This window comes from Paramesorhizobium deserti (genome assembly GCF_001558695.1).
In the GTDB taxonomy this organism is placed as follows: Bacteria; Pseudomonadota; Alphaproteobacteria; order Rhizobiales; family Rhizobiaceae; genus Paramesorhizobium; species Paramesorhizobium deserti.
Genome location: NZ_LNTU01000001.1, coordinates 1,272,406 through 1,294,191, shown reverse-complemented (window position 1 = coordinate 1,294,191; position 21,786 = coordinate 1,272,406). Strand labels below are relative to the sequence as shown.

General features: G+C 61.3%; 19 protein-coding genes and 1 tRNA gene. 5 read left to right on the top strand and 15 right to left on the bottom strand.

Annotation, left to right across the window (positions count from 1 at the left end):
- Positions 1-6: 6 nt before the first annotated feature.
- From ATN84_RS06125 to ATN84_RS06085, 9 genes are all read right to left on the bottom strand, one after another.
- On the bottom strand, positions 7-3,009 hold the full coding sequence (locus ATN84_RS06125) for a 2-oxoglutarate dehydrogenase E1 component (RefSeq protein WP_068880623.1): 3,003 nt from the start codon (positions 3,007-3,009) through the stop codon (positions 7-9).
- 129 nt (positions 3,010-3,138) lie between these two features.
- Positions 3,139-4,041, bottom strand: coding sequence for a succinate--CoA ligase subunit alpha (gene sucD / locus ATN84_RS06120; protein WP_068880622.1), 903 nt, complete (start codon positions 4,039-4,041; stop codon positions 3,139-3,141).
- A gap of 3 nt (positions 4,042-4,044) precedes the next feature.
- On the bottom strand, positions 4,045-5,241 hold the full coding sequence (gene sucC / locus ATN84_RS06115; RefSeq protein ID WP_068880621.1) for an ADP-forming succinate--CoA ligase subunit beta: 1,197 nt from the start codon (positions 5,239-5,241) through the stop codon (positions 4,045-4,047).
- 107 nt (positions 5,242-5,348) lie between these two features.
- Positions 5,349-6,311, bottom strand: a complete 963-nt coding sequence (mdh, locus tag ATN84_RS06110) for a malate dehydrogenase (protein ID WP_068880620.1) — start codon at positions 6,309-6,311, stop codon at positions 5,349-5,351.
- A 289-nt stretch (positions 6,312-6,600) separates the two neighbouring features.
- Positions 6,601-7,797: a cell division protein ZapE gene (gene zapE / locus ATN84_RS06105; protein WP_068880619.1), complete on the bottom strand. Its 1,197-nt coding sequence runs from the start codon at positions 7,795-7,797 to the stop codon at positions 6,601-6,603.
- 83 nt (positions 7,798-7,880) lie between these two features.
- Positions 7,881-8,432, bottom strand: coding sequence for a protease inhibitor Inh/omp19 family protein (locus ATN84_RS06100; RefSeq protein ID WP_068880925.1), 552 nt, complete (start codon positions 8,430-8,432; stop codon positions 7,881-7,883).
- Positions 8,433-8,926: 494 nt separating this feature from the next.
- Positions 8,927-9,880 (bottom strand): ABC transporter substrate-binding protein, encoded by a 954-nt coding sequence (locus tag ATN84_RS06095; RefSeq protein ID WP_068880618.1) that lies wholly within the window; start codon positions 9,878-9,880, stop codon positions 8,927-8,929.
- Positions 9,881-10,169: 289 nt separating this feature from the next.
- A tRNA-Arg gene (locus tag ATN84_RS06090) sits at positions 10,170-10,246 on the bottom strand.
- Positions 10,247-10,373: 127 nt separating this feature from the next.
- A complete protein-coding gene (locus ATN84_RS06085; RefSeq protein WP_068880617.1) occupies positions 10,374-11,537 on the bottom strand; it encodes a M20 aminoacylase family protein in 1,164 nt (387 codons plus the stop codon).
- Positions 11,538-11,814: 277 nt separating this feature from the next.
- Here ATN84_RS06085 and ATN84_RS06080 point away from each other — a divergent pair, with 277 nt between their 5' ends.
- Both ATN84_RS06080 and ATN84_RS06075 read left to right on the top strand, forming a co-directional pair.
- A complete protein-coding gene (locus ATN84_RS06080) occupies positions 11,815-12,921 on the top strand; it encodes a D-alanyl-D-alanine carboxypeptidase family protein (protein ID WP_082766104.1) in 1,107 nt (368 codons plus the stop codon).
- A complete protein-coding gene (locus ATN84_RS06075; protein WP_068880616.1) occupies positions 12,921-14,072 on the top strand; it encodes a CobW family GTP-binding protein in 1,152 nt (383 codons plus the stop codon). Before ATN84_RS06080 ends, ATN84_RS06075 begins: the two co-directional genes overlap by 1 nt.
- Before the next feature lie 10 nt (positions 14,073-14,082).
- On the opposite strand, the gene ATN84_RS06070 is transcribed toward ATN84_RS06075, so the two are convergent.
- The 5 genes from ATN84_RS06070 to ATN84_RS27690 form a co-directional block, all read right to left on the bottom strand.
- A complete protein-coding gene (locus ATN84_RS06070) occupies positions 14,083-14,358 on the bottom strand; it encodes a sulfurtransferase TusA family protein (protein WP_082766103.1) in 276 nt (91 codons plus the stop codon).
- Positions 14,358-15,656, bottom strand: coding sequence for a L,D-transpeptidase family protein (locus ATN84_RS06065; protein WP_068880615.1), 1,299 nt, complete (start codon positions 15,654-15,656; stop codon positions 14,358-14,360). The genes ATN84_RS06070 and ATN84_RS06065 overlap by 1 nt, the downstream gene beginning before the upstream one ends.
- Before the next feature lie 289 nt (positions 15,657-15,945).
- A complete protein-coding gene (locus tag ATN84_RS06060; RefSeq protein ID WP_068880614.1) occupies positions 15,946-16,899 on the bottom strand; it encodes an acetyl-CoA carboxylase carboxyltransferase subunit alpha in 954 nt (317 codons plus the stop codon).
- Positions 16,900-17,058: 159 nt separating this feature from the next.
- Complete coding sequence (gene xerD, locus ATN84_RS06055) at positions 17,059-17,979, bottom strand: site-specific tyrosine recombinase XerD (protein ID WP_068880613.1); 921 nt, start codon at positions 17,977-17,979, stop codon at positions 17,059-17,061.
- A gap of 3 nt (positions 17,980-17,982) precedes the next feature.
- Complete coding sequence (locus ATN84_RS27690; RefSeq protein ID WP_244490984.1) at positions 17,983-18,204, bottom strand: hypothetical protein; 222 nt, start codon at positions 18,202-18,204, stop codon at positions 17,983-17,985.
- Between the two features lie 116 nt (positions 18,205-18,320).
- Between ATN84_RS27690 and ATN84_RS06045 the strand changes: the two genes are divergently transcribed.
- The 3 genes from ATN84_RS06045 to ATN84_RS06035 are packed head-to-tail and all read left to right on the top strand — an operon-like array spanning position 18,321 to position 21,360.
- Positions 18,321-18,935 (top strand): shikimate kinase, encoded by a 615-nt coding sequence (locus ATN84_RS06045; RefSeq protein ID WP_068880612.1) that lies wholly within the window; start codon positions 18,321-18,323, stop codon positions 18,933-18,935.
- On the top strand, positions 18,932-20,065 hold the full coding sequence (gene aroB, locus ATN84_RS06040; protein WP_068880611.1) for a 3-dehydroquinate synthase: 1,134 nt from the start codon (positions 18,932-18,934) through the stop codon (positions 20,063-20,065). Before ATN84_RS06045 ends, aroB begins: the two co-directional genes overlap by 4 nt.
- A complete protein-coding gene (locus tag ATN84_RS06035) occupies positions 20,062-21,360 on the top strand; it encodes an HlyC/CorC family transporter (protein WP_068880610.1) in 1,299 nt (432 codons plus the stop codon). The genes aroB and ATN84_RS06035 overlap by 4 nt, the downstream gene beginning before the upstream one ends.
- 7 nt (positions 21,361-21,367) lie before the next feature.
- Here ATN84_RS06035 and ATN84_RS06030 read toward each other — a convergent pair whose 3' ends face one another.
- A complete protein-coding gene (locus tag ATN84_RS06030) occupies positions 21,368-21,682 on the bottom strand; it encodes a BolA family protein (RefSeq protein WP_068880609.1) in 315 nt (104 codons plus the stop codon).
- Positions 21,683-21,786: the final 104 nt, after the last annotated feature.

Below are 21,786 nucleotides of genomic sequence, written 5' to 3'. Positions count from 1 at the left end.
GTTGGGTTAGGAGCCTAGAGCATCTTCGAGGAATGCTTCAAGCTGCGAGAGATGCTTCGACATCAGGCCGGTCGCCGGCGAGGCTGCGGCCGGACGTCCTGTATAGCGGACCCGCTGATGCTTGGCGTCGATATGGGCAAGGACCCATTCGAGATAGGGATCGATGAACGACCAGGCGCCCATGTTCTTCGGCTCTTCCTGGCACCACACCATCTCCGCGCCGCGGAACCGCGAAAGCTCCGTGATCAGCGCCTTGGCCGGGAACGGATAGAGCTGCTCCAGGCGCAGGAGATAGATATCGTCAATGCCGCGCTTCTCGCGTTCCTCGTAAAGATCGTAATAGACCTTGCCCGAGCACATCACGACGCGACGGATCTTCGAATCCTTCTGCAGCTTGATCGGCTGGTCCTTCAGATATTGCGCATCGTCCCACAAAAGCCGGTGGAACGAGGATTCGCCCGACATCTCGGCAAGCGTCGAAACCGCACGCTTGTGGCGCAACAGCGACTTCGGCGTCATCAGGATCAGCGGCTTGCGGAAATCGCGCTTCATCTGGCGGCGCAGGATATGGAAATAGTTGGCCGGCGTCGTAACGTTGGCCACCTGCATATTGTCTTCGGCGCACATCTGCAGCCAACGTTCCAGACGGGCGGAGGAATGCTCCGGTCCCTGTCCCTCATAGCCATGCGGCAGCAGGCAGACGAGACCGGACATGCGCAGCCACTTGCGCTCGCCCGACGAGATGAACTGGTCGAAGACGACCTGTGCGCCATTGGCGAAATCGCCGAACTGCGCTTCCCAGAGCGTCAGCGCCCGCGGTTCCGACAGCGAATAGCCATATTCGAAGCCGAGCACCGCCTCTTCCGAAAGCATCGAGTTGATGACTTCGTAGAGCGCCTGCCCCTTCTGCAGATTGTTGAGCGGGATGTAGCGCTGCTCGTTCTCCTGATCATAGAGAACGGAGTGGCGCTGCGAGAACGTTCCGCGCTCGACGTCCTGACCCGACAGGCGGACCGGATGGCCTTCGATGGCCAGCGACCCGAAGGCAAGCGCCTCACCCGTCGCCCAATCGATGCCCTCGCCCGTCTCGATCATCTTGGCGCGGTTGTCGAGAAAGCGTTGGATGGTGCGGTGGGCGCGGAAATCGGACGGCACTTCGACCAGCTTCTTGCCGATCTCCTTCAGCGTCTTGATCGGCACCGCCGTCTTGCCGCGGCGCTGCTCGTCCTCATTGTCCGCCTTGCGGAGACCTGTCCAGGCCCCGTCCAGCCAGTCGGCCTTGTTCGGCTTATAGCTCTGGCCTGCCTCGAACTCGGCGTCGAGATTCGAGCGCCACTCGGCCCGCATCTTCTCGATCTCGGCCTCGGTGACCACGCCTTCCGCGACCAGCTTATCCGAATAAAGCTGCACGGTCGTCTTGTGGCCGCGGATGGTCTTGTACATCAGCGGCTGCGTGAATGCCGGCTCGTCGCCTTCGTTGTGGCCGAAGCGGCGATAGCAGAACATGTCGATGACGACGGGCTTGTGGAAGATCATGCGGAACTCGGTTGCAACCTTCGCCGCATAGACCACCGCTTCCGGATCGTCGCCATTCACATGGAAGATCGGCGCCTCGACCATCTTCGCCACATCCGAAGGATAGGGCGAGGAGCGCGAGAAGCGCGGATTGGTCGTGAAGCCGATCTGGTTGTTGATGATGAAATGCACCGTACCGGCAACGCGATGCCCCTTGAGGCCGGAAAGCCCGAAGCATTCCGCCACGACACCCTGGCCGGCAAAGGCCGCATCGCCATGAAGCAACAGCGGCAGCACCTTGGCGCGTTCGCTGAGCGGCACCACCTCGTCGCGGTTGCGGCCGACGAGCAGGTCCTGCTTGGCGCGAGCCTTGCCCATCACCACCGGATTGACGATCTCGAGATGCGAGGGGTTCGCCGTCAACGATAGGTGCACCTTGTTGCCGTCGAACTCGCGGTCCGAGGACGCGCCGAGATGGTATTTCACGTCGCCCGAGCCTTCCACGTCGTCGGGCGTATAGGAACCACCCTTGAACTCGTGGAAGATGGCGCGATGCGGCTTGCCCATGACCTGGGAGAGCACGTTCAGGCGGCCGCGATGCGCCATGCCGAGCACGATTTCCTTCATGCCCATCTGGCCGCCACGCTTGACGATCTGCTCCAGCGCCGGGATCAGCGATTCACCGCCATCGAGACCGAAGCGCTTCGTGCCCTTGTACTTGACGTCGATGAACTGCTCGAAGCCCTCAGCCTCGATCAGCTTCGACAGAATCGCCTTCTTGCCTTCCTGCGTGAAGAAGACGCCCTTGTCCGGGCCTTCGATACGCTCCTGGATCCAGGCCTTCTCGGCCGGATCGGAAATATGCATGAATTCGACGCCGATGGTCGAACAATAGGTGCGCTTCAGGATCTCGAGCATCTGCGGGATCGTCGCATATTCGAGACCCAGCACATTGTCGATGAAGATCTTGCGATCGTAATCATCAGGCGTGAAGCCATAGGCCTCGGGCGCCAGCTCGTTATAATCCTCCGGCGGCTCGGCAAGGGCCAGCGGGTCGAGCTTGGCATGCAGATGACCGCGCATGCGATAGGCGCGGATCATCATGATCGCGCGGACGCTATCCCTCGCCGCGTTCGTGATTTCAGCTTCCGTCAGCGCCGGCGCAGCCGCGCCATTGGCTGGCTTCGCCGCCTTGGCCTTCAGCTTGTCGGCGATGTGCTTCTCGACCTCGCCCCAATTGCCGTCGAGGGCGGAAACGAGCTCGCCATTGGCGACGACGGGCCAGTTCGGCTTCGCCCAGGAAGCACCCTTGGCGTTCTTCCTGACATCCTCGGCATTGTCGCGAAGATTGGCGAAGAAATCCCGCCACTGCGGATCGACCGATGTCGGGTCGTCCTCATATTTCGCATAGAGTTCCTCGATATAGTCGGCATTGCCGCCATAGAGGAATGACGTGAGGGCGAAAACGTCGTTGGCTTGTTCCTGCCTTGCCATGTATCCTGCCGGAGTGTCCGCTCCGTCTCCTTTAGCCGCGTCTAGGGCATTCCTTGCCGGAAGCAGGCCGAACGGCCTGCCTCCTCTTTTTCTCCAAACCGCGCCGGACATTGCGTCCGGCTGCGATGATCAGCCTTTCAGCACCTCGACGAGGGTCTTGCCGAGCTGTGCCGGCGACGGGGAAACGCGGATGCCCGCCGATTCCATCGCCGCGATCTTGTCTTCCGCGCCGCCCTTGCCGCCGGAAATGACCGCGCCGGCATGGCCCATGGTGCGTCCGGGAGGCGCCGTGCGGCCCGCGATGAAGCCAACCATCGGCTTCTTGCGGCCCTTCTTGGCCTCGTCCTTCAGGAACTGCGCCGCGTCCTCTTCCGCCGAGCCGCCGATCTCGCCGATCATCACGATCGACTTGGTCTCGTCGTCGGCAAGGAACATCTCGAGCACGTCGATGAATTCCGTGCCCTTGACCGGGTCGCCGCCGATGCCCACCGCCGTCGTCTGGCCGAGACCTTCGTTCGACGTCTGGAACACTGCCTCATAGGTAAGCGTGCCCGAGCGCGAAACAACTCCCACCGAACCCTTCTTGAAGATATTGCCCGGCATGATGCCGATCTTGCACTCTTCCGGGGTCAGTACGCCGGGGCAGTTCGGGCCGATGAGGCGCGACGAAGACTTGTCCAGACGCGCCTTGACCTTGACCATGTCCATGACGGGAATGCCTTCGGTGATGCAGACGATCAGCGGGATCTCGGCCTCGATCGCCTCGATGATCGCGGCGGCGGCCCCTGCAGGCGGAACATAGATGACGGAAGCGTTGGCGCCCGTCTTCTCCTTGCCCTCAGCGACCGTGGCGAAGATCGGCAAGGTTTCGCCCTTGCCACCGGTCCAGGTTTCACCACCCTTCTTCGGGTTGATGCCGCCGACCATCTGCGTGCCATAATAGGCAAGCGCCTGCTCGGTGTGGAAGGTGCCGGTCTTGCCGGTAAGACCCTGCACGAGGACCTTGGTGTCCTTGTTGACGAGAATGGACATGCCTTAGTTCCCCTTCACTGCCGCGACGATCTTCTGCGCCGCATCGTCGAGATCGTCGGCCGAAATCACGTTGAGGCCGCTCTCGTTGATGATCTTCTTGCCGAGTTCGACATTGGTGCCTTCCAGGCGCACGACCAGCGGCACCTTGAGGCCCACTTCCTTGACGGCCGCGATCACGCCTTCGGCAATCACATCGCATTTCATGATGCCGCCGAAGATATTGACGAGAATGCCTTCGACTGCCGGATCGGCCGTGATGATCTTGAATGCCGCCGTCACCTTCTCCTTGGAAGCGCCGCCGCCGACATCGAGGAAGTTCGCCGGCTCGGCGCCGTAGAGCTTGATGATGTCCATCGTCGCCATGGCAAGGCCCGCGCCATTGACCATGCAGCCGATATTGCCGTCGAGCGCCACATAGGCGAGGTCGTATTTGGACGCCTCGATCTCCTTCTCGTCCTCTTCCGTCGTATCGCGCAGTTCCACGACATCGGGATGACGGAAGAGCGCGTTGTTGTCGAAGGAGACCTTGGCGTCGAGAACGCGCACATGGCCGTCCTTCATGACGATCAGCGGATTGATCTCGAGAAGGCTCATGTCCTTCTCGGTGAAGGCCTTGTAGAGGACCGGGAAGAGCTTCAGCCCATCCGCGCGTGCGTCGCCTTCAAGCTTCAGCGCATCGGCGAGCTTGGCGGCGTCTTCATCCGTAACACCCGTTTCCGGGTTGATGGCGAGCGTCACGATCTTTTCAGGCGTTTCTTCGGCAACCGCCTCGATATCCATGCCGCCTTCCGTCGAGACGACGAAAGCCGGGCCGCCGACGGTACGGTCAATCAGGATCGACAGATAGAGCTCACGATCGATATCGGCGCCGTCCTCGATATAGAGGCGGTTCACCTGCTTGCCGGCGGGGCCGGTCTGCTTGGTGACGAGCGTCGAACCGAGCATTTCCTTGACGTTGGCGACCACCTCGTCGACGGATTTCGCCAGCCGTACGCCGCCCTTGGCGTCGGGTCCGAGCTCCTTGAACTTGCCCTTGCCGCGGCCGCCGGCATGGATCTGGCTCTTGACCACATAGAGTGGGCCGGGAAGCGTCTTCGCCCACTCTTCCGCCTGCTCGACGGAATAGACGGCCACGCCATTGGCGATAGGCGCGCCGTAGGAGTGGAGCAGGCGCTTGGCCTGATATTCATGAATGTTCATACGGATGTCCTCTCGGATACTCCTGCTCCGCTATCAGCGGAACGTTTCCAAATGATGGAGGAATGAAACCGATCGTGACGCAACCCATCACGATCGGTTGAAAATCCCTATTTGAGGTTCGGTGCGATACCGATGCAGGCTTCGCAGAGCCCGGCGACGGAGGCCACCGACTTCTCGAAATCCTTCTGCTCGCTCTTGTCGAGATCGATCTCGATCACCCGCTCCACGCCATTGGCGCCGATGACGACGGGAACGCCGACATACATGTCCTTGACGCCGTACTGGCCCGAAAGATGGGCGGCGACCGGAAGCACGCGCTTCTTGTCCTTGAGATAGGCTTCCGCCATCTGGATGGCCGAAGCGGCCGGCGCATAGAAGGCAGAGCCCGTCTTCAGGAGACCGACAATCTCCGCGCCGCCGTCGCGGGTGCGCTGGATGATCTTGTCGAGCTTCTCCTGGGAGGTCCAGCCCATCTTGACGAGATCGGGGAGCGGAATGCCCGCGACCGTCGAATAACGCGCCAGCGGCACCATGCTATCGCCATGGCCGCCGAGCACGAAGGCCGTCACGTCTTCGACCGACACGTCGAATTCCTCGGCGAGAAAATAGCGGAAGCGGGCCGAGTCGAGCACGCCGGCCATGCCGACCACCTTGTTCTTCGGCAGGCCGGAGAATTTCTGCAACGCCCAGACCATCGCGTCGAGCGGATTGGTGATGCAGATGACGAATGCGTCCGCGGCATATTTCTTGATGCCGGCGCCTACCTGCTCCATCACCTTCAGATTGATGCCAAGCAGGTCGTCACGACTCATGCCGGGCTTGCGCGGCACGCCGGCGGTGACGATCACGACATCCGCGCCTTCGATGGCGGCGTAGTCATTCGCGCCGACGAACTTGGCGTCGAAGCCGTCGACGGGAGACGACTCGGCGATATCCAGGCCCTTGCCTTGCGGAGTGCCTTCGGCGATATCGAACAGGACAACGTCCCCGAGCTCCTTGAGGCCGGCCAAATGGGCGAGCGTGCCGCCGATCATGCCAGCGCCGATGAGGGCAATCTTGTTGCGTGCCATGCTGGTTTTCTTCCCTGAACTGTGGTGCCAAGAAACGCTTAAAGCCATCCGGCGACATCCCGAAACGCCCCAGCGCTGCAAGGTCGGATATGCCCGTTTCAAAAATAACTCAACCGATTCTTTTCTTGCCAATAGATTCAATCGTTTAGATTTATAATTTCTTACGTAAACGTCAATTGAATTTGACAAGAGCAATGGCGGAATAGCCCAGTGTAATGGAAATGTTGAATTCCTGGAGTTGTCATCCTCGGGCTTGACCCGAGAATGACGCTGTGGGGTTCGGGAGTGCCTACACGCCAGTCACAGCACCATCGGAGGCAGCACGCGGATCCCCCTCCTCGGCGGCTTTCAGATATTCCGCGCTCTGCATTTCGAATAGCCGCGAGGTAGTGCGGTCGAACTCAAAGGCTTCCGTGCCTGACGGCGCCGAATAGAGCTTTTCCGGCGCTGCCTCGGCTGAGATCACGAGCCGCGCATGGTGGTCGTAAAGCGTATCGATCAAAAGAATGAAGCGTTTCGCCTCGTTGCGACGCGAATAGTCGAGCGCCGGAACATCGTCGATGAAGATCGTTTGATAGCGCCGGACGATCGCCATGTAATCGGAAGCGCCGAGCGGCCTGGAGCAGAGATCGGCGAACGAGAAGCGGGCTGCATTGCCGGCCGCGCGCGGTATCGGCACCTCGTGTCCCTTGATGGTAAGGACATCGGAACGCTCTTCCACCCCGTCCTTCACGATCTCCCAGGCAATATCCATCTGCCGCTGCGCCGTATCCCCAAGCGGCGTCACATAGACGGGCTGGCGGTTCAGCTTTTCGAGGCGGTAATCCGTGCGGGAATCGAGATTGACCACATCGACGTGCCACCTCAGGAGATCGATGAAGGGCAGGAAGAGCTGCCGGTTGAGCCCGTCGCGGTAGAGGTTGTCCGGCTTGACGTTCGATGTCGCCACCAGCACCACGCCACGCACGAAGAGCGCACTGAAGAGCCGTGACAAGATCATCGCATCGGTGATGTCGGTCACCGTGAACTCGTCGAAGCAAAGCACCCAGGCCGCCTCCGCCAGGGCGTCGGCGACCGGCGGAATGGGGTCTTCCTGCTTGGTCTCGCCCCTCTTGAAGGCCTGCCGGTGGGCATGGATGCGTTCATGCACATCGGCCATGAAGTCGTTGAAATGCGCCCGCCGCTTGCGTTTGACCGGCACCAGAGCGTGGAACATGTCCATCAGCATGGTCTTGCCGCGGCCGACCTCACCATAGACATAGAGGCCCTTGACCGGCTCCCGGTTCGCGGTCTTGCGGCCGAACAGCCATCCCAGCGCGCTCGATTTCTTGGAAAGCCGCTTTTCGCCGAGTTCCTCGATCAGCCGGTCGAACCGGTCGGCGAGCGCCAGCTGCGCCTGATCGGGATCGACCTCGCCGGCGGCCGCCATCGCATCGTAGTGCTCGCGCACGGAAGGAAATGCCTTCAGCTTCTCATCAAAAGACATTTCTGCCTGGTCCGCAATTTACCGATATTGCACAGCTGATCTGGGATTCAGGTCAGGGCAATGCCCGCTCTCACCTGAATCGGTTAGCGCGAGAGGCTGATGGCCTGCCCATTGCTGGTCTGTCCATCGAAGCGGCCTTCGCCGGACGAATAGAGCTGCGCCACCGTACCGCCGGAAGCATCGTAGAAGACGAGCTGCTTGCCGTTGACCGACCAGGAAGCGAGATTTGCCAGATCGCCCGGGCAGCGGAGCGGGCCGGCGCGGTAACCCTGGCCGAATTTCGTCTGCGGCGTCGCCACCTTGCAGTTCTGGCCGGCAACGGAAGCCGTCCAGACGCCGGCGACGCTGCCGGCCGTAAGATCCGGCGCACCGGCCGGCGGCACATTGGCCATCTGCGTGCCATCCTGGCCCGGAAGCGTGCCGTCCTGCGCGCCGCCGGGCGCGGCGGGAAACTGGGACGCGTTGGGAGCCGGCAGTGCGCTCTGCTGCACCTGGCCCGTCGGAGCCGGACGAAGCGGCGATGGCGGAGGAGAGGGCGAAACCGTATCGAGATTGCCGAGCCGCGCGCTCTGGCACCCGGCAGCAAGGATGGCTACCGACGCAAGGCTCATCAGACCCGTTTTCGAAATTCCCATGATTGTCTCCATCTGCACAGGCGGGTCTCGTATTCCCGGCGCTGCTTCTGGTCAATATGCTAGAGCACGATCCTGCAAAGTTGCTGACTTCTGGATAAGACCGTGCCACTAGTCGCCCGAAAATCGAAATCGATTCCAAGCCGATGCGTAGTGATAAAATGGTGATGTTGACGAAAATGCAACCGCGCACGGGGTTTTTCGCTCCGATAGCCATATTTCATACCGCGATCGGATCAAAAAATCCCGCGACTGGGACAAGGATGTCACACCTCGGCGCTGATCGGCCCCGTCCGCAAAGCGGATGCGGAACCGCAACCCGCGATTAGGCATCAGGGGGTCAGGACCCGTTAATCCGGTCGAATCGTATTCAGCTATCCGAGAACCGGCGACGGGTTATTCCGACGCCGGGCCAATGGAAATCATTGCGCATATCCAAAGCATGATCCCGAAAAACTGCAGGCTTTTCCGGTAAGATCATGCAGCTAAAGACGCGCTTACTTGATGACCTTGGTCGCGCGGTCGACCAAGGTCTGCGGCAGTTCCACACCCATCTTCTTGGCGGCGACGAGATTGACGACGAGATCGGTGCCCGCGGCGATCTTGACCGGGATATCGCCCGGCTTTTCGCCGTTCAGGATACGGGCGACAACGGCGCCGGTCTGCTTGCCGACATCATGATAGTTGAAGCCCAGCGCCGCGATCGCACCGCGATTGACGGAATCCGTGTCGGCCGTGAAAAGCGGGATCTTGTTCTCCTCGGCAACCGCCACGGCCGCCTCCAGCGCCGAAACAATGGTGTTGTCGGTCGGGACATAGATGATGTCGGCACGCCCGACGAGGGCGCGCGCCGCGCCCTGCACGTCGGCGGAACGGGTGGCAGTCGATTCAACCACGCTGAGGCCGGATTTCTCGGCGGCTTCCTTCAATGCGGCGAGGAGCGAGACGGAATTGATCTCGCCGGAATTGTAGAGAAAGCCGATGGTCTTGGCTTCCGGCAGGATTTCCTTGATCAGCGTGACATGATCGGCCACCGGCGACATGTCGGAAAGGCCGGTCACATTGCCGCCGGGCTTCTCGAAATCCTTGACCAGCTGCGCGCCGATGGGATCGGAGACGGCGGTGAACACGACAGGTATCTCCCGTGTTGCCGAAACCACCGCCTGGGCCGAAGGGGTGGAGATCGGCACGATCACATCCGGATTGTCGCCAATGAACTGCCGGGCGATCTGGGCCGCGGTGCCGGCATTGCCCTGGGCTGACTCATAGATGAACTTGAGATTTTCGCCTTCCTTGAAGCCGGCCTCGGCCAGAGCTTCCTTCACGCCGTCGCGCGTGGCGTCGAGTGCGGGATGCTCGACAATCGCCGTCACGGCCACGGTCACATCCTTCGCCAAAGCTGATGTTGCAAGTGCGGTGGCGGCAAGAAGCGCCAATACAATCGAACGCATGAAAATCTCCCTGTTAGCGTATCGAAGCGTCTTTGTTTCACGAAGCCCGTGGAAAAACAGTTCCTGCTTTTCCGGGAAAGCCGCTCCGCATTCCCTGGACCTGGTTAGTTAATCCGGCTCATGAAATCAACGCGCCGTCTAGGACGCTGCGGTTCATTCGTTCCCCCGGTTTTTGGGAGTATCTTTACGCGAGCAGATTTTGTCATGCAAATAATACGAAGCGGCGGATGATACGAAAGGCTAAGTTCTTGGAAGAGCAGTAGAGCGCCCAGAACAAACCCGGAGAATGTGGTGATCCCGACAGGATTCGAACCTGTGACCCTCAGATTAGGAATCTGATGCTCTATCCTACTGAGCTACGGGACCACTCTCTTGCTCATCTGGCCGCGTTCATGCGGCGGCCGAATGAGGGGCTGCCAAGGCCCAAGCGACACATACTGGTTTTCGCCGCGTTAGCCAAGCCTGTAGGCGCTCGAGATTTTCCGGCGATCAGTCAGGCAGCGAGCGCGGTTTCAGCCAGCGTCACCCAATAGCTGATGCCGTGCGGGATGGCGTCGTCGTTGAAATCATAGGCGGGGTGGTGCAGCCCGGCGGTCTCGCCATTGCCGATGAAGATGAAGGCGCCGGGGCGCGCCTCGAGCATATAGGAGAAATCCTCCCCACCCATCATCGGCGCAATCGTCGGGTCGACATTGGTATCGCCGGCCACCTTGCGCGCGACACCCGCGGCGAAATCGGTCTCGCCGTCGTGGTTGAAGGTCACGGGATAATTGCGGTGGTAGCTGACATCGATCTCTGTCCCGGTGGCGGTGGCGATCGCGGCCGCATGGCTGCGCACCCGGCTCTCGGCGAAATCGCGCATTTCCGTGTCGAGTGTGCGCACGGTGCCGGCGAGCTCCGCTGTTTCGGGGATGACGTTATAGGCTTCACCGGCGTGGAATTTGGTAACGGAGACGACCAGTGCATTGAGCGGATCGGCCCCACGCGAAACGATGCTCTGCAGGATGGTGACAAGCTGCGAGCCAGCGACGATCGGGTCAATCGTGCGATGCGGTTGCGCCGCATGGCCGCCTCGGCCCTTGATTCGGATGGTGAATTCGTCGGTAGCCGCCATGATCGGGCCCTTACGAATGGCGAACGATCCCACCGGAATGCCCGGCATGTTGTGCATTCCGTAGACTTCCCTGATGCCGAAGCGCTCCATCAGCCCGTCCTTCACCATGGCAAGCCCGCCGGCGCCGCCTTCCTCCGCCGGCTGGAAGATTACCGCGACCGAACCGCTGAAATTGCGCGTCTCGCAGAGATATTGCGCAGCCCCCAGGAGCATGGCGGTGTGGCCGTCATGGCCGCAGGAATGGGCGCGCCCCCTGGTCCGCGACATCCATGGCTTGCCCGAGGTCTCGGTGATCGGCAGGGCGTCCATATCCGCCCTGAGACCAATCGTGCTCCCATCTCCCTGCCGCCCGCGAATGATGCCGACGACGCCGCTGCGGCCGATACCGGTCTCAACCATATCGCAGCCGAACGCCTTGAGCTTCTCCGCGACGAAACGCGCGGTTTCGTGGACGTCGTAAAGCAGTTCCGGATTCTCGTGGATATGGCGGCGCCATTTCGACACTTCCTCCTGCATTTCGACGGCACGGTTCAACAAGGGCATTGGCTATTGGCTCCGGCTTGGGAATTCCGGGGGGCATCCGGAACGGGATCATGAATAATGAGGTTATGACGTTTCGGTGAAGTGCGGCAATGGCTCTTTGCCTTTTCTCCGCCACATGGGATAGATAAGGCCATTGCAGTTCGGCGTGAAGTGTCTTTAATCCATTGTGTGCCGGGTATGGCGGCGGCGCCGTTTTTTGAGGCGAACCCACAGGGGTTTCCTTCCTGTTGGGCAGGATAGGGCAAAAATTGGTTCCGAATTCGAAAGTGCGAGAGAAATGTCTAGACTTCTGACGATCTGGATGATGGCCGTGATGTTTGCAGGGGCGGGAATAGCTTCCGCTTCCGCCACTCCCTCCATTACGGTCGATGTCGGATCCGGCAAGGTGCTGTCGCATGAGGATGCTTTCGCGCGCTGGTATCCGGCGTCGCTGACCAAGCTGATGACGGCCTATGTGGCCTTCCGGGCGCTCGCCAGCGGTCAGGTGACGCTGGATTCGCCGGTGCGCATGACCCTCAACGCCTCCAAGGAACCGCCGAGCAAGATGGGCTACAAGCCCGGCTCGGTGATGACGCTCGACACCGCGCTCAACATCATGCTGGTCAAATCGGCCAATGACGTGGCGGTCGCCGTCGGCGAGGCGATCGGCGGCACGGAGGCGGGCTTTGTCCAGCGGATGAATGCCGAGGCACAGCGTCTCGGCATGTTCGGCTCGCACTTCGCCAATCCGAACGGCCTGCACGACCCCGACAATTATTCGACGGCGCGCGATCTGGCCGTACTGGCGACGCAGATCCGTCGCGAATTCCCGCAATATGCACATTATTTCGCGACCGAGGCGATCGATCCCGGCAAGGGCAAGAAGATCCAGGCCAACTACAACATCCTGCTCGGCCGTTTCGACGGCGCGGACGGCATGAAAACCGGCTTCGTCTGCGCATCCGGCTTCAATCTCATCGGCTCCGCCACCCGCAACGGCCGCACGATCGTCGCCGTCGTACTAGGCGAATCCCGGCAGGAGACCCGAGCGGCGAAGGCGGCGCAGCTTATCGCCGATGGTTTCCGGATGAATGGCGCCAGCGCGCCGACACTGGCGACGCTTCGCCCCTATGGCGCCAATCTCGCGCAGGCGACGAACATGCGTGCCGCGCTCTGCAACCAGCAGGCGCTCGCCGACCGCTGGGACGGCCGTGACGTCGAGGGCAAATTGAAGATCAATTCCCCCTATATCACCGCGATGACACGCGAGCCGAGGGCTGTGCAGGTTGGCCTCGTTGCGGCCGCCCCCGTCGCCAAGCCGGGCGCTATCGATATTACGCAGGTCCCTGTTCCACTGCCGCGGCCGAACCGTCTTCCTGCCTCGACACAGGCTGCCGTGAACTGATGAATCTTTCCGCCCATCCCATTCCAGTCTCTGTGCTGACCGGGTTTCTCGGTTCTGGTAAGACCACGCTTCTGAATCGGCTCCTGAAGGATCCGGCCTTGAGCGACACGGCGGTGATCATCAACGAATTCGGAGATGTCGGCATCGATCACCTGCTGGTCGAGCAGTCGAGCGAAAGCATCATCGAACTTTCTGACGGCTGCCTGTGCTGCACCGTGCGCGGCGAGTTGGTCGACACGCTCGCCGGACTTGTCGACCGGCTGCAGACCGGGCGGATCAACAGGTTGAAACGCATTGTCATCGAAACGACGGGGCTCGCCGATCCGGCGCCGGTGCTGCATGCGGTGATGGGGCATCCGGTGCTGATGCAGGCCTTTCGTGTCGACGGCGTGATCACAACCATTGATGCGGTCAATGGCATGGCGACGCTCGATGCGCATCAGGAAGCGGTGAAGCAGGCGGCCGTCGCCGACCGGATCGTCATCACGAAGACAGACCTGCCGGCGGCGCGCGCCGGTCTGGGTGATCTCCGGCTCAGGCTTTCGTCCCTCAATCCGGCGGCCGATGTGATCGAAGCGGGCGACCAACGCGCCAATTATGCGGCACTGTTCGAGTGTGGACTGTACAACCCGGAAACGAAGACGGCGGATGTCCAGCGCTGGCTCAAGGCGGAAGCCTTCGAGGAAGCCGAGCACCATCATCATCATGAACAAGATCATGATCATGGGAAGCACGGCCATCACCACCACCATCATGACGTCAACCGTCACGATGCATCGATCCGCGCCTTCGCGCTGAAGCACGACAGGCCGGTGCCGTTCTCGACCTTCGAGATGTTTATCGATCTCCTGCGCTCGACACATGGCGAGAAGCTCCTGCGGGTGAAAGGCATCATCGAGATCGCTGAAGATCCTGACCGGCCCCTGGTCATCCATGGGGTGCAGCAGATATTCCATCCACCGGCGCGTCTGGCCGCCTGGCCCGGGGGCAAGCGCGAAACGCGACTGGTGATGATCACCAGGGATTTGCCGGAAAACTATGTCAGGCAATTGTTCGATGCGTTCCTGGGCAATGTCCAGATCGATACGCCGGACCGTGCGGCGCTGACGGACAATCCGCTTGCTATCCCCGGCCATTCCGTCCGCGCCTGACTCTAGCGGATCAGCCTTTACGGATCAGAAACCGGTGGCCGCCTGCAGTGGCGACCATCTCAACCAAGGCGTGGCCGCTCTCGGCGCAGAAATGCGGCATATCGATCGCCGCCAGGGGATCGCTGGTTTCAACCCACAGGCTGGCGCCGGACGGCATATCCCGCAGTTTTCGTTGTGTTTTGAGGACGGGCAAGGGACAATTCAGTCCCCTGAGATCATAAATCTCGATAGCTTTGTCGTTATCGCACCCGGATTTTGATTGTCCGGCGCGGCTTTGCCGGCCCATCAGCGACCGAAGACCTTCCACCACGGCTTTTTCGCGGATGCCGCATCGGCGGACTGAATGGCTTCCGGTGCGGGGGCAGCAGCCAGCAACTCGCTGGCGGTATTGCCTGCCGCAACGTCACCCGGAGCCTGCGTTACGGGGGCCGGTTGCGGCACGGGTCCCGCGGCCGCGGGAGCCGGCGGCATTTCTACTGGCGCCTGTTGCGGGGCTGACGCAGTGGTCTGCTGTGGTGCGGGTTGCGCAGGCATGGCCACCGGCGCGGTCGCCGGTGCCGCCGTTTTGGCGGTCATGACCGGATCAATATCCGGCGCATTCGGCTTTTCGGCGGAAGCGGGCGTCAGGGAAGGCGGCTCGCGTGAAACCCTTTCACCGCGGGCGCGGGCAGCGCTCCATGCGGAAACGAGCTGCGCCTCCGCCAGACCGGCGATGGACGGCGCCGGCGATTTCTTGCTGGCCTTGCTCTGAGCAGCCGAGAAGGCCGTTTCAAAGTTCTTCTGGTAGCTCATATAGGAGACGCGCAGCGCATCGGACTGGCCTACCGACGGACATGCGGCATCCGGGGCGATCCCCTCCGGACCGATCGCCATGTTGTTGAAGGCATAGCGCCTTTCGCAGACATCCACCTTGGGCGGAACCTTGGTGATCTCGAACAGATCATAGCCTTCCTTCAGCATCTTCCAGAAGGGATAGTTCGGGTCCTTGCGATAGCGCGCCATGTTGGCGGCCGTCATGCGGAAGGGGAAGGCCTGAATCTGGAACGCCGTCTGACCGCCGCGGAATGCGTCGCGCGCGAAAGCATAGATCTCGGCCACCTGCTCGTCCGTCATGGAATAGCAGCCCGACGAGGAACAGGCGCCATGCACCATCAGGTGCTGACCGGTGCGGCCGTTGACGCGGTCATAAGCGTTTGGAAAGCCTATATTGAAGGCGAGATAATAGCTCGATTTCGGGTTCATCTGCGCCGGGCGCACGGTATAGAACCCCTCGGGCGCCTGGCGGTCGCCCTCGATATATTTGGGACCCAGTTTGCCCGACCATTTGCAGATGTCATAGGAAGCGATGATGTCGTAACGCCCGTTGTCCTTGCGCTTCCACACCTCGAGCTGGCCTTCCTCCTTGAAGATGCGGACCATAATCGGCGAGGTGGTGGTCATCCCCTTCGCCTTCATCTTGGTGACGATCTTCTGCGGCAGCGGCTTTTCCGCTTTGGGCGAGATATCGTCGAGAGACGAGCCCTGGCACCCAGCCAGAAGGGCTGACGCCATGAGGGAAGCAAGGAGTGCGTTCTTGAGCTTCATTCGTATCAAGCCTGTGAGCGATCTTCCGCCTGTCCCGGAATCCAGGGAAATCCGCGTAACCAAAAGCCTTGCCTAGCAGCAAAACCTTTCGGCATCGTTGACGAATCCTTACCGTAACGACGACAATTCTCCCTTTACACTGATGTCATCAGTCGCCGTTTTTTGTCAACTCTCCTCTTGAAGCGGCCCTTTTATGGCAGAAGCCTGAGATGCCCGGCAAAGGGAGACCCTGATCGAAGACAGGGTTAATAGCTCGTAAAGCGGAGTTGGGTGGCCGAAGCTCTACCGCTCACAGATTACGGCCGATGGCGAGATATTTCTCGCGCCGTTCTTTTTTCAGCGTTTCGCCATCCACGCCGGCCATGGATTGGAGTGCGTTCTCGATGATCTCGCCCGTAGCGGTGATCGCCGCGTCCGGCCCACGATGGGCGCCGCCCATCGGCTCGGGGATGATCCCGTCGATGATCTTCAGCTCGAAGAGATCCTGGGCCGTGATCCGCATGGAGGTGGCGGCGTCCTTGGCGCGGGTGGAATCGCGCCACAGGATCGAAGCCGCTCCTTCCGGCGAGATCACCGAATAGATGGAGTGCTCGAGCATATAAACGCGGTTGGCGGTGGCGATCGCGATGGCGCCGCCGGAACCGCCTTCGCCGATGATGACGGAAATCATGGGAACGCGCAGATTGAGGCAGGCGGCCGTCGATCGGGCAATGGCCTCCGCCTGGCCGCGTTCCTCGGCGCTGACGCCGGGATAGGCGCCCGCCGTATCGACCAGGGTGATAACAGGCAGGCCGAAGCGGTCGGCCAGTTCCATGATGCGCACGGCCTTGCGGTAGCCCTCCGGCCGGGCCGAGCCGAAATTGTGCTTGAGGCGGGATTTGGTGTCGGCGCCCTTTTCCTGCCCGATGATGGCCACGGCCTCGCCGTTGAAGCGGGCAAAGCCCGCCTGGATCGCCTCGTCCTCGGCGAATTTGCGGTCGCCGGCGAGTGGCGTGAATTCGGTGAAGAGGCTTTTGACGTAATCCAAGCAGTGCGGACGGTCAGGATGGCGGGCGATCTGCGCCTTCTGCCAGGGCGTCAGCTTGCGATAGAGATCCTTCAACGCCTCGGCGGAGCGCTTCTCCAGGCGGGCAATCTCGTCGCCCATCTCGACGCTGCCGCTTTCCTGCGAAAGCTTCTTCAGTTCGAGGATCTGACCTTCGAGGTCGGCGACGGGTTTTTCGAAATCGAGGTAATTATACATATGGCCTGACTGTTTGTGCGCTACTTAAGTCCAAACGTGCTGGGTCTTATGAGGATCTTTCCTCGACAGCTATCCCTTACATGCCGGCTTGCCATGCAAAAAAGACGTCAAAAAGACGCCTGGCAGGCAGAAGCCGCGTTCCTCATAACGGCCACAGGCTCAATCGGCAAGCGGATGATGCTCGCTGACGAGCTGATGCAGCCTTTCCTCCAGTACATGGGTATAGATTTGCGTGGTGGAAATATCGGAATGGCCGAGCAATTGCTGCACGGCGCGCAGATCCGCTCCGTTCTGCAGGAGATGGCTGGCGAAAGCGTGTCGCAGCACATGCGGCGAAACCATGGCCGTGGCAATGCCGGCGCGGGCCGCAAGCGCTTTCAGCTCCCGCGCAAACACCTGCCGCGCCAGATGGCCGCTTTCGGAAAAGGCCGGAAACAGCCATGGATTGTCGTCGCTGCCCGGCTGGGCATCGCGTAAGGTCAGATAGCCGCTCATCGCCTCGCGCGCCTTGGCCGATAGCGGCACCATGCGCTCCTTGGAGCCCTTGCCGCGCACCAGGAGAAAACGGTGGTCGGAGCGGGCGACGCTGACGGGAAGGCCCACCAGCTCGGAAACGCGCAAGCCCGTGGCATAGAGCGTTTCGAGGAGCACATGCAGGCGCACCGCGCGCAGCCTGTCGGGGGTAGCGGGGTCCTCCGCCTCCAGCTTTGCCCGGTCGAGCAGACGGCCGACGACTTCCTCGCTCATGATCTTCGGCAGCGCGCGCTGCTTCTTCGGCGCATCGAGGATGCCGGTCGGGTCATCCTGGCGAAACCCTTCCGCATAGAGGAAGCGGAAGAACTGCCTGAGCGCGGAAAGCCGTCGCGCCTGCGAGGAGGCGGCAAAGCCGAGGCGGTTCATCTCGTCGAGATAGGCGCGGATATCGTCGGACGCGGCATCCGGCAGATTGACGCCCCGCGCGGCGATGAATTCCGCCACCGCCTCCAGATCACGGGCATAGGAGGCAAGCGTATTTTCCGCGGCGCCGCGCTCGGCGCTCATCATCTCCAGAAAATTCTCGATCGCCGCCGATGCGCGCATGGTTCACTCGGCCGCCGTGTCGGAGGAGGAGACGCTCGCCGTCGGCACGGCGGCTTGCGGCAGGGAAGTCGAGCGCGGCTTGGGCGCAAGCTTCTCAGGCGGGATGCGAATGGTCATTTCGCCGGGAACGGGCTGCACGAAAGTGACGAGCGCCACCATTCCGCCATAGACGAGAAGGGCCATGGCGGCAAGAGCAAGGAGAAGGCGCGTCAGCGTCGGCATCATTCTCTTATGATGCGCAAGTCAGGCGAATGCAAGGATGGCCGATGGCACTGCGATGCAGATATTTTCGTGATAGACATTCTTTACAAACCGATCGTTTTCATGTGGAAACGCTGGCCATGAGCACAATGGACGATCACGCGCAGCATCAAGACCAGGCAGCCCTTGTCCGGGAGCGCCTAGGCACGCGTCCGCTGGTGATCGTCGGGCTGATGGGAGCGGGGAAATCGACCATCGGCAAGAAGGTCGCGCAGCTGCTCGGCCTTCCCTTCTTCGACGCCGATAACGAGATCGAAACGGTGTCGCGGATGACGATCCCGGAGCTGTTCGAGGCCTATGGCGAGACGGAATTCCGCGATCTGGAGCGGCGCGTGATCCAGCGCATGCTCGAAGACGGGCCGATGGTGCTGGCGACGGGCGGCGGCGCCTATATGAATGCGCAGACGCGCGAGGCGATCTCCGCTTCAGGCGTTTCGGTCTGGCTCAAGGCCGATCTCGATCTCCTGATGGAACGTGTGTCGCGGCGGCAGAACCGGCCGCTGCTCAAAAACGACAATCCGCGCGGCGTCATGGAAAGGCTGATGGCCGAGCGCTACCCCGTCTATGCGCTGGCCGATCTGACCGTCACGTCGCGCGAGGAAAAGAAGGAAGTCATCGCGCAGGAGGTGATCGAGGTGCTTTCACGCCATCTCGATGCCTCCGAGCACGCCGCAACAGGAAGCATTATTTCATGACAATCGCCGCTCAATTGCCCGAGATCACAACCGTTCCGGTGTCGCTGGGCGACCGCTCCTATGACATATTGATCGGCTCCGGGCTGATCGCGCGGGCGGGCGAGGAGGTGGCCAGGCGGCTCAAGGGCGCGCGGGTCGCCATCGTCACCGACGAGAATGTCGCGGGCTTCCACCTCGATGCGCTGATGCGGAGCCTGGAAGACGCCTCGATCGCGGCGACGCCGATCATTGTCGCGCCGGGCGAGAAATCGAAGGGCTTCGCCACGCTCGAAACGGTGACCAATGCGGTGCTCGCGGCAAAGCTCGAACGCGGCGATGCGGTGATTGCGCTCGGCGGCGGCGTCATCGGCGATCTCGCCGGCTTCGTGGCCGGGATCGTGCGGCGCGGCATGGGCTTCATCCAGATGCCGACCTCGCTTCTGGCGCAGGTCGATTCCTCCGTCGGCGGCAAGACCGGCATCAACACCGCCCATGGCAAGAATCTTGTCGGCGTCTTCTATCAGCCGCAGCTCGTGCTGGCCGATACGGACGTGCTCGATACATTGAGCCCGCGAGAATTCCGCGCCGGCTATGCGGAAGTGGCGAAATATGGGCTGATAAACCAGCCGGATTTCTTCGCCTGGCTGGAGAAGAACTGGAGGCAGGTCTTCGCCGGCGGGCCCGAGCGCGGGCAAGCAATCGCCACCTCCTGCCGCGCCAAGGCTGATGTGGTGGCGCGCGACGAGCGGGAGACCGGCGACAGGGCGCTCCTCAATCTCGGCCACACCTTCGGCCATGCGCTGGAAACCGCTACGGGCTACGATTCCAGCCGCCTGGTGCATGGCGAGGGGGTTTCGATCGGCATGGTGCTGGCGCACCAGTTCTCGGCGCATATGAACCTTGCGAGCCCCGACGATACAACCCGGGTCGAAGCGCATCTGAAAGCCGTCGGCCTGCCGGTCTCGATTTCAGAGATTCCCGGCGCAATTCCGCCTGCGGAAAAGCTGATGGAATATATCGCGCAGGATAAGAAGGTATCGCGCGGCGCCCTCACTTTTATCCTGACGCGGGGTATTGGCCAGTCCTTCATCGCTAAAGATGTGCCCTCTTCAGCGGTATTGGGTTTTCTTCAGGGAAAGCAACCGACATGACACTGGCACTGTGGATCATGTGTGGCGTCATCCTGCTCTGCGTCTTCCTCTCCGCCTTCTTTTCGGGGTCGGAGACGGCGCTGACCGCGGCATCGCGCGGGCGGATGCTGACGCTGGAAAACAATGGCGAAGCGCGGGCCGGCCTGGTGCAGCGGCTCATTGCGCGCCGCGACCGGTTGATCGGGGCGCTGTTGATCGGCAACAATCTCGTCAACATCCTGGCGTCTTCGCTTACCACGAGCATCTTTCTGAGCCTGTTCGGCGATGCCGGCGTCGCCTATGCCACGCTGGCGATGACGGTCACTCTCGTGATCTTCTCCGAGGTGCTGCCGAAATCATGGGCGATCGCCAATCCCGACCGCTTCGCCATCAACGTCTCGCCTTTCATCGCCCCGATCGTCGCCGTGATCGGGCCACTGTCGAGCGGCGTCAACCGCCTCGTACGCGGGATACTGAGCCTTTTCGGGATCAATCTCGCCTCCGGCCAGTCGATGCTGACCGCTCATGAGGAACTGCGCGGCGCCGTCGAGGTGCTGCACCGCGAGGGCTCGGTGGTCAAGGCCGATCGCGACCAGCTCGGCGGTCTGCTCGACCTGCGCGAGCTGGAAGTGTCGGATGTGATGATCCATCGCACGGCGATGAGCTCGATCAATGCCGACGATCCGGCGGATTCCATCGTACGGGAAATTCTGTCGAGCCCGCATACGCGCATGCCGGTGTGGCGCGGCGATACCGACAATATCGTCGGCGTCGTCCATGCGAAGGATCTCTTGCGGGCGCTTCACGACGTCAACAATGATTTCTCGCGCATCGACATTCTGAAGCTCGCCACCAAGCCCTGGTTCGTGCCGGATACGACGACGCTGCAGGATCAGCTCAATGCCTTCCTGCGGCGCAAGGCGCATATCGCCATCGTCGTCGACGAATATGGCGACGTGCAGGGGCTGGTGACGCTTGAGGATATCCTGGAGGAGATCGTCGGCGATATCGCCGACGAGCACGACATCGAGATGCAGGGCCTGCGCCAGCAGCCGGACGGATCGCTGATCGTCGACGGTTCCCTGCCGATCCGCGATTTGAACCGGACGCTCGACTGGAACCTGCCCGACGAAGAGGCGACGACCATTGCCGGCCTCGTCATCCATGAAGCCCAGTCGATCCCTGAGGAGAAGCAGGCCTTCACGTTCTACGGCAAACGGTTCACCGTGCTGAAACGCCAAAAGAACCGTATTCTGAGATTACGGATCGTGCCGCTCGACGCCGGCGGCAAGCCGGTAAACCAGTCGGTGAGCTGATCGTGCGCTATCGGCGCGTTGCCTCTCCCGGAGCCGATGGTTCGAGCGCCAGCGCATGCACGCCGCCCTCGAGTTCGTCCTTCAGGAGCGCATTGATAGCACGATGCCGCGCAACGCGATCCATGCCGGCGAAAGCATCTGAGACGATACGCACGCGAAAATGCGTCTCGCCGGCGCCGTCGAAGGTCCCGTGATGATCGCTGCCATGATGGTGATGGCCGGCATGCAGATGACTTTCATTGATGACTTCGAGCGATTGCGGCGCGAAGACGCTTCTCAGTTTCGCCTCAATGATCGTCTGTTTTGTCGTAGACATTTGCATCTCCTGTCCCCATATACCGGTCGTCATCCCCATCGTATGCAACCGGAACTGGGTCAAATTCGCACATGATCGCGATTATTTTAGCGATTCAGCCGTTACGGTGC

Coding starts and splice junctions, on each gene's coding strand:
- sucD (WP_068880622.1), bottom strand. CDS start 4,041: ATGTCCATTCTCGTCAACAAGGACACCAAGGTCCTCGTGCAGGGTCTT.
- ATN84_RS06100 (WP_068880925.1), bottom strand. CDS start 8,432: ATGGGAATTTCGAAAACGGGTCTGATGAGCCTTGCGTCGGTAGCCATC.
- ATN84_RS06080 (WP_082766104.1), top strand. CDS start 11,815: ATGTCTAGACTTCTGACGATCTGGATGATGGCCGTGATGTTTGCAGGG.
- ATN84_RS27690 (WP_244490984.1), bottom strand. CDS start 18,204: ATGATGCCGACGCTGACGCGCCTTCTCCTTGCTCTTGCCGCCATGGCC.
- zapE (WP_068880619.1), bottom strand. CDS start 7,797: ATGTCTTTTGATGAGAAGCTGAAGGCATTTCCTTCCGTGCGCGAGCAC.
- ATN84_RS06095 (WP_068880618.1), bottom strand. CDS start 9,880: ATGCGTTCGATTGTATTGGCGCTTCTTGCCGCCACCGCACTTGCAACA.
- xerD (WP_068880613.1), bottom strand. CDS start 17,979: ATGCGCGCATCGGCGGCGATCGAGAATTTTCTGGAGATGATGAGCGCC.
- ATN84_RS06030 (WP_068880609.1), bottom strand. CDS start 21,682: ATGCAAATGTCTACGACAAAACAGACGATCATTGAGGCGAAACTGAGA.
- ATN84_RS06085 (WP_068880617.1), bottom strand. CDS start 11,537: ATGCCCTTGTTGAACCGTGCCGTCGAAATGCAGGAGGAAGTGTCGAAA.
- ATN84_RS06065 (WP_068880615.1), bottom strand. CDS start 15,656: ATGAAGCTCAAGAACGCACTCCTTGCTTCCCTCATGGCGTCAGCCCTT.
- sucC (WP_068880621.1), bottom strand. CDS start 5,241: ATGAACATTCATGAATATCAGGCCAAGCGCCTGCTCCACTCCTACGGC.
- mdh (WP_068880620.1), bottom strand. CDS start 6,311: ATGGCACGCAACAAGATTGCCCTCATCGGCGCTGGCATGATCGGCGGC.
- ATN84_RS06060 (WP_068880614.1), bottom strand. CDS start 16,899: ATGTATAATTACCTCGATTTCGAAAAACCCGTCGCCGACCTCGAAGGT.
- ATN84_RS06035 (WP_068880610.1), top strand. CDS start 20,062: ATGACACTGGCACTGTGGATCATGTGTGGCGTCATCCTGCTCTGCGTC.
- ATN84_RS06125 (WP_068880623.1), bottom strand. CDS start 3,009: ATGGCAAGGCAGGAACAAGCCAACGACGTTTTCGCCCTCACGTCATTC.
- aroB (WP_068880611.1), top strand. CDS start 18,932: ATGACAATCGCCGCTCAATTGCCCGAGATCACAACCGTTCCGGTGTCG.
- ATN84_RS06075 (WP_068880616.1), top strand. CDS start 12,921: ATGAATCTTTCCGCCCATCCCATTCCAGTCTCTGTGCTGACCGGGTTT.
- ATN84_RS06070 (WP_082766103.1), bottom strand. CDS start 14,358: ATGGGCCGGCAAAGCCGCGCCGGACAATCAAAATCCGGGTGCGATAAC.
- ATN84_RS06045 (WP_068880612.1), top strand. CDS start 18,321: ATGAGCACAATGGACGATCACGCGCAGCATCAAGACCAGGCAGCCCTT.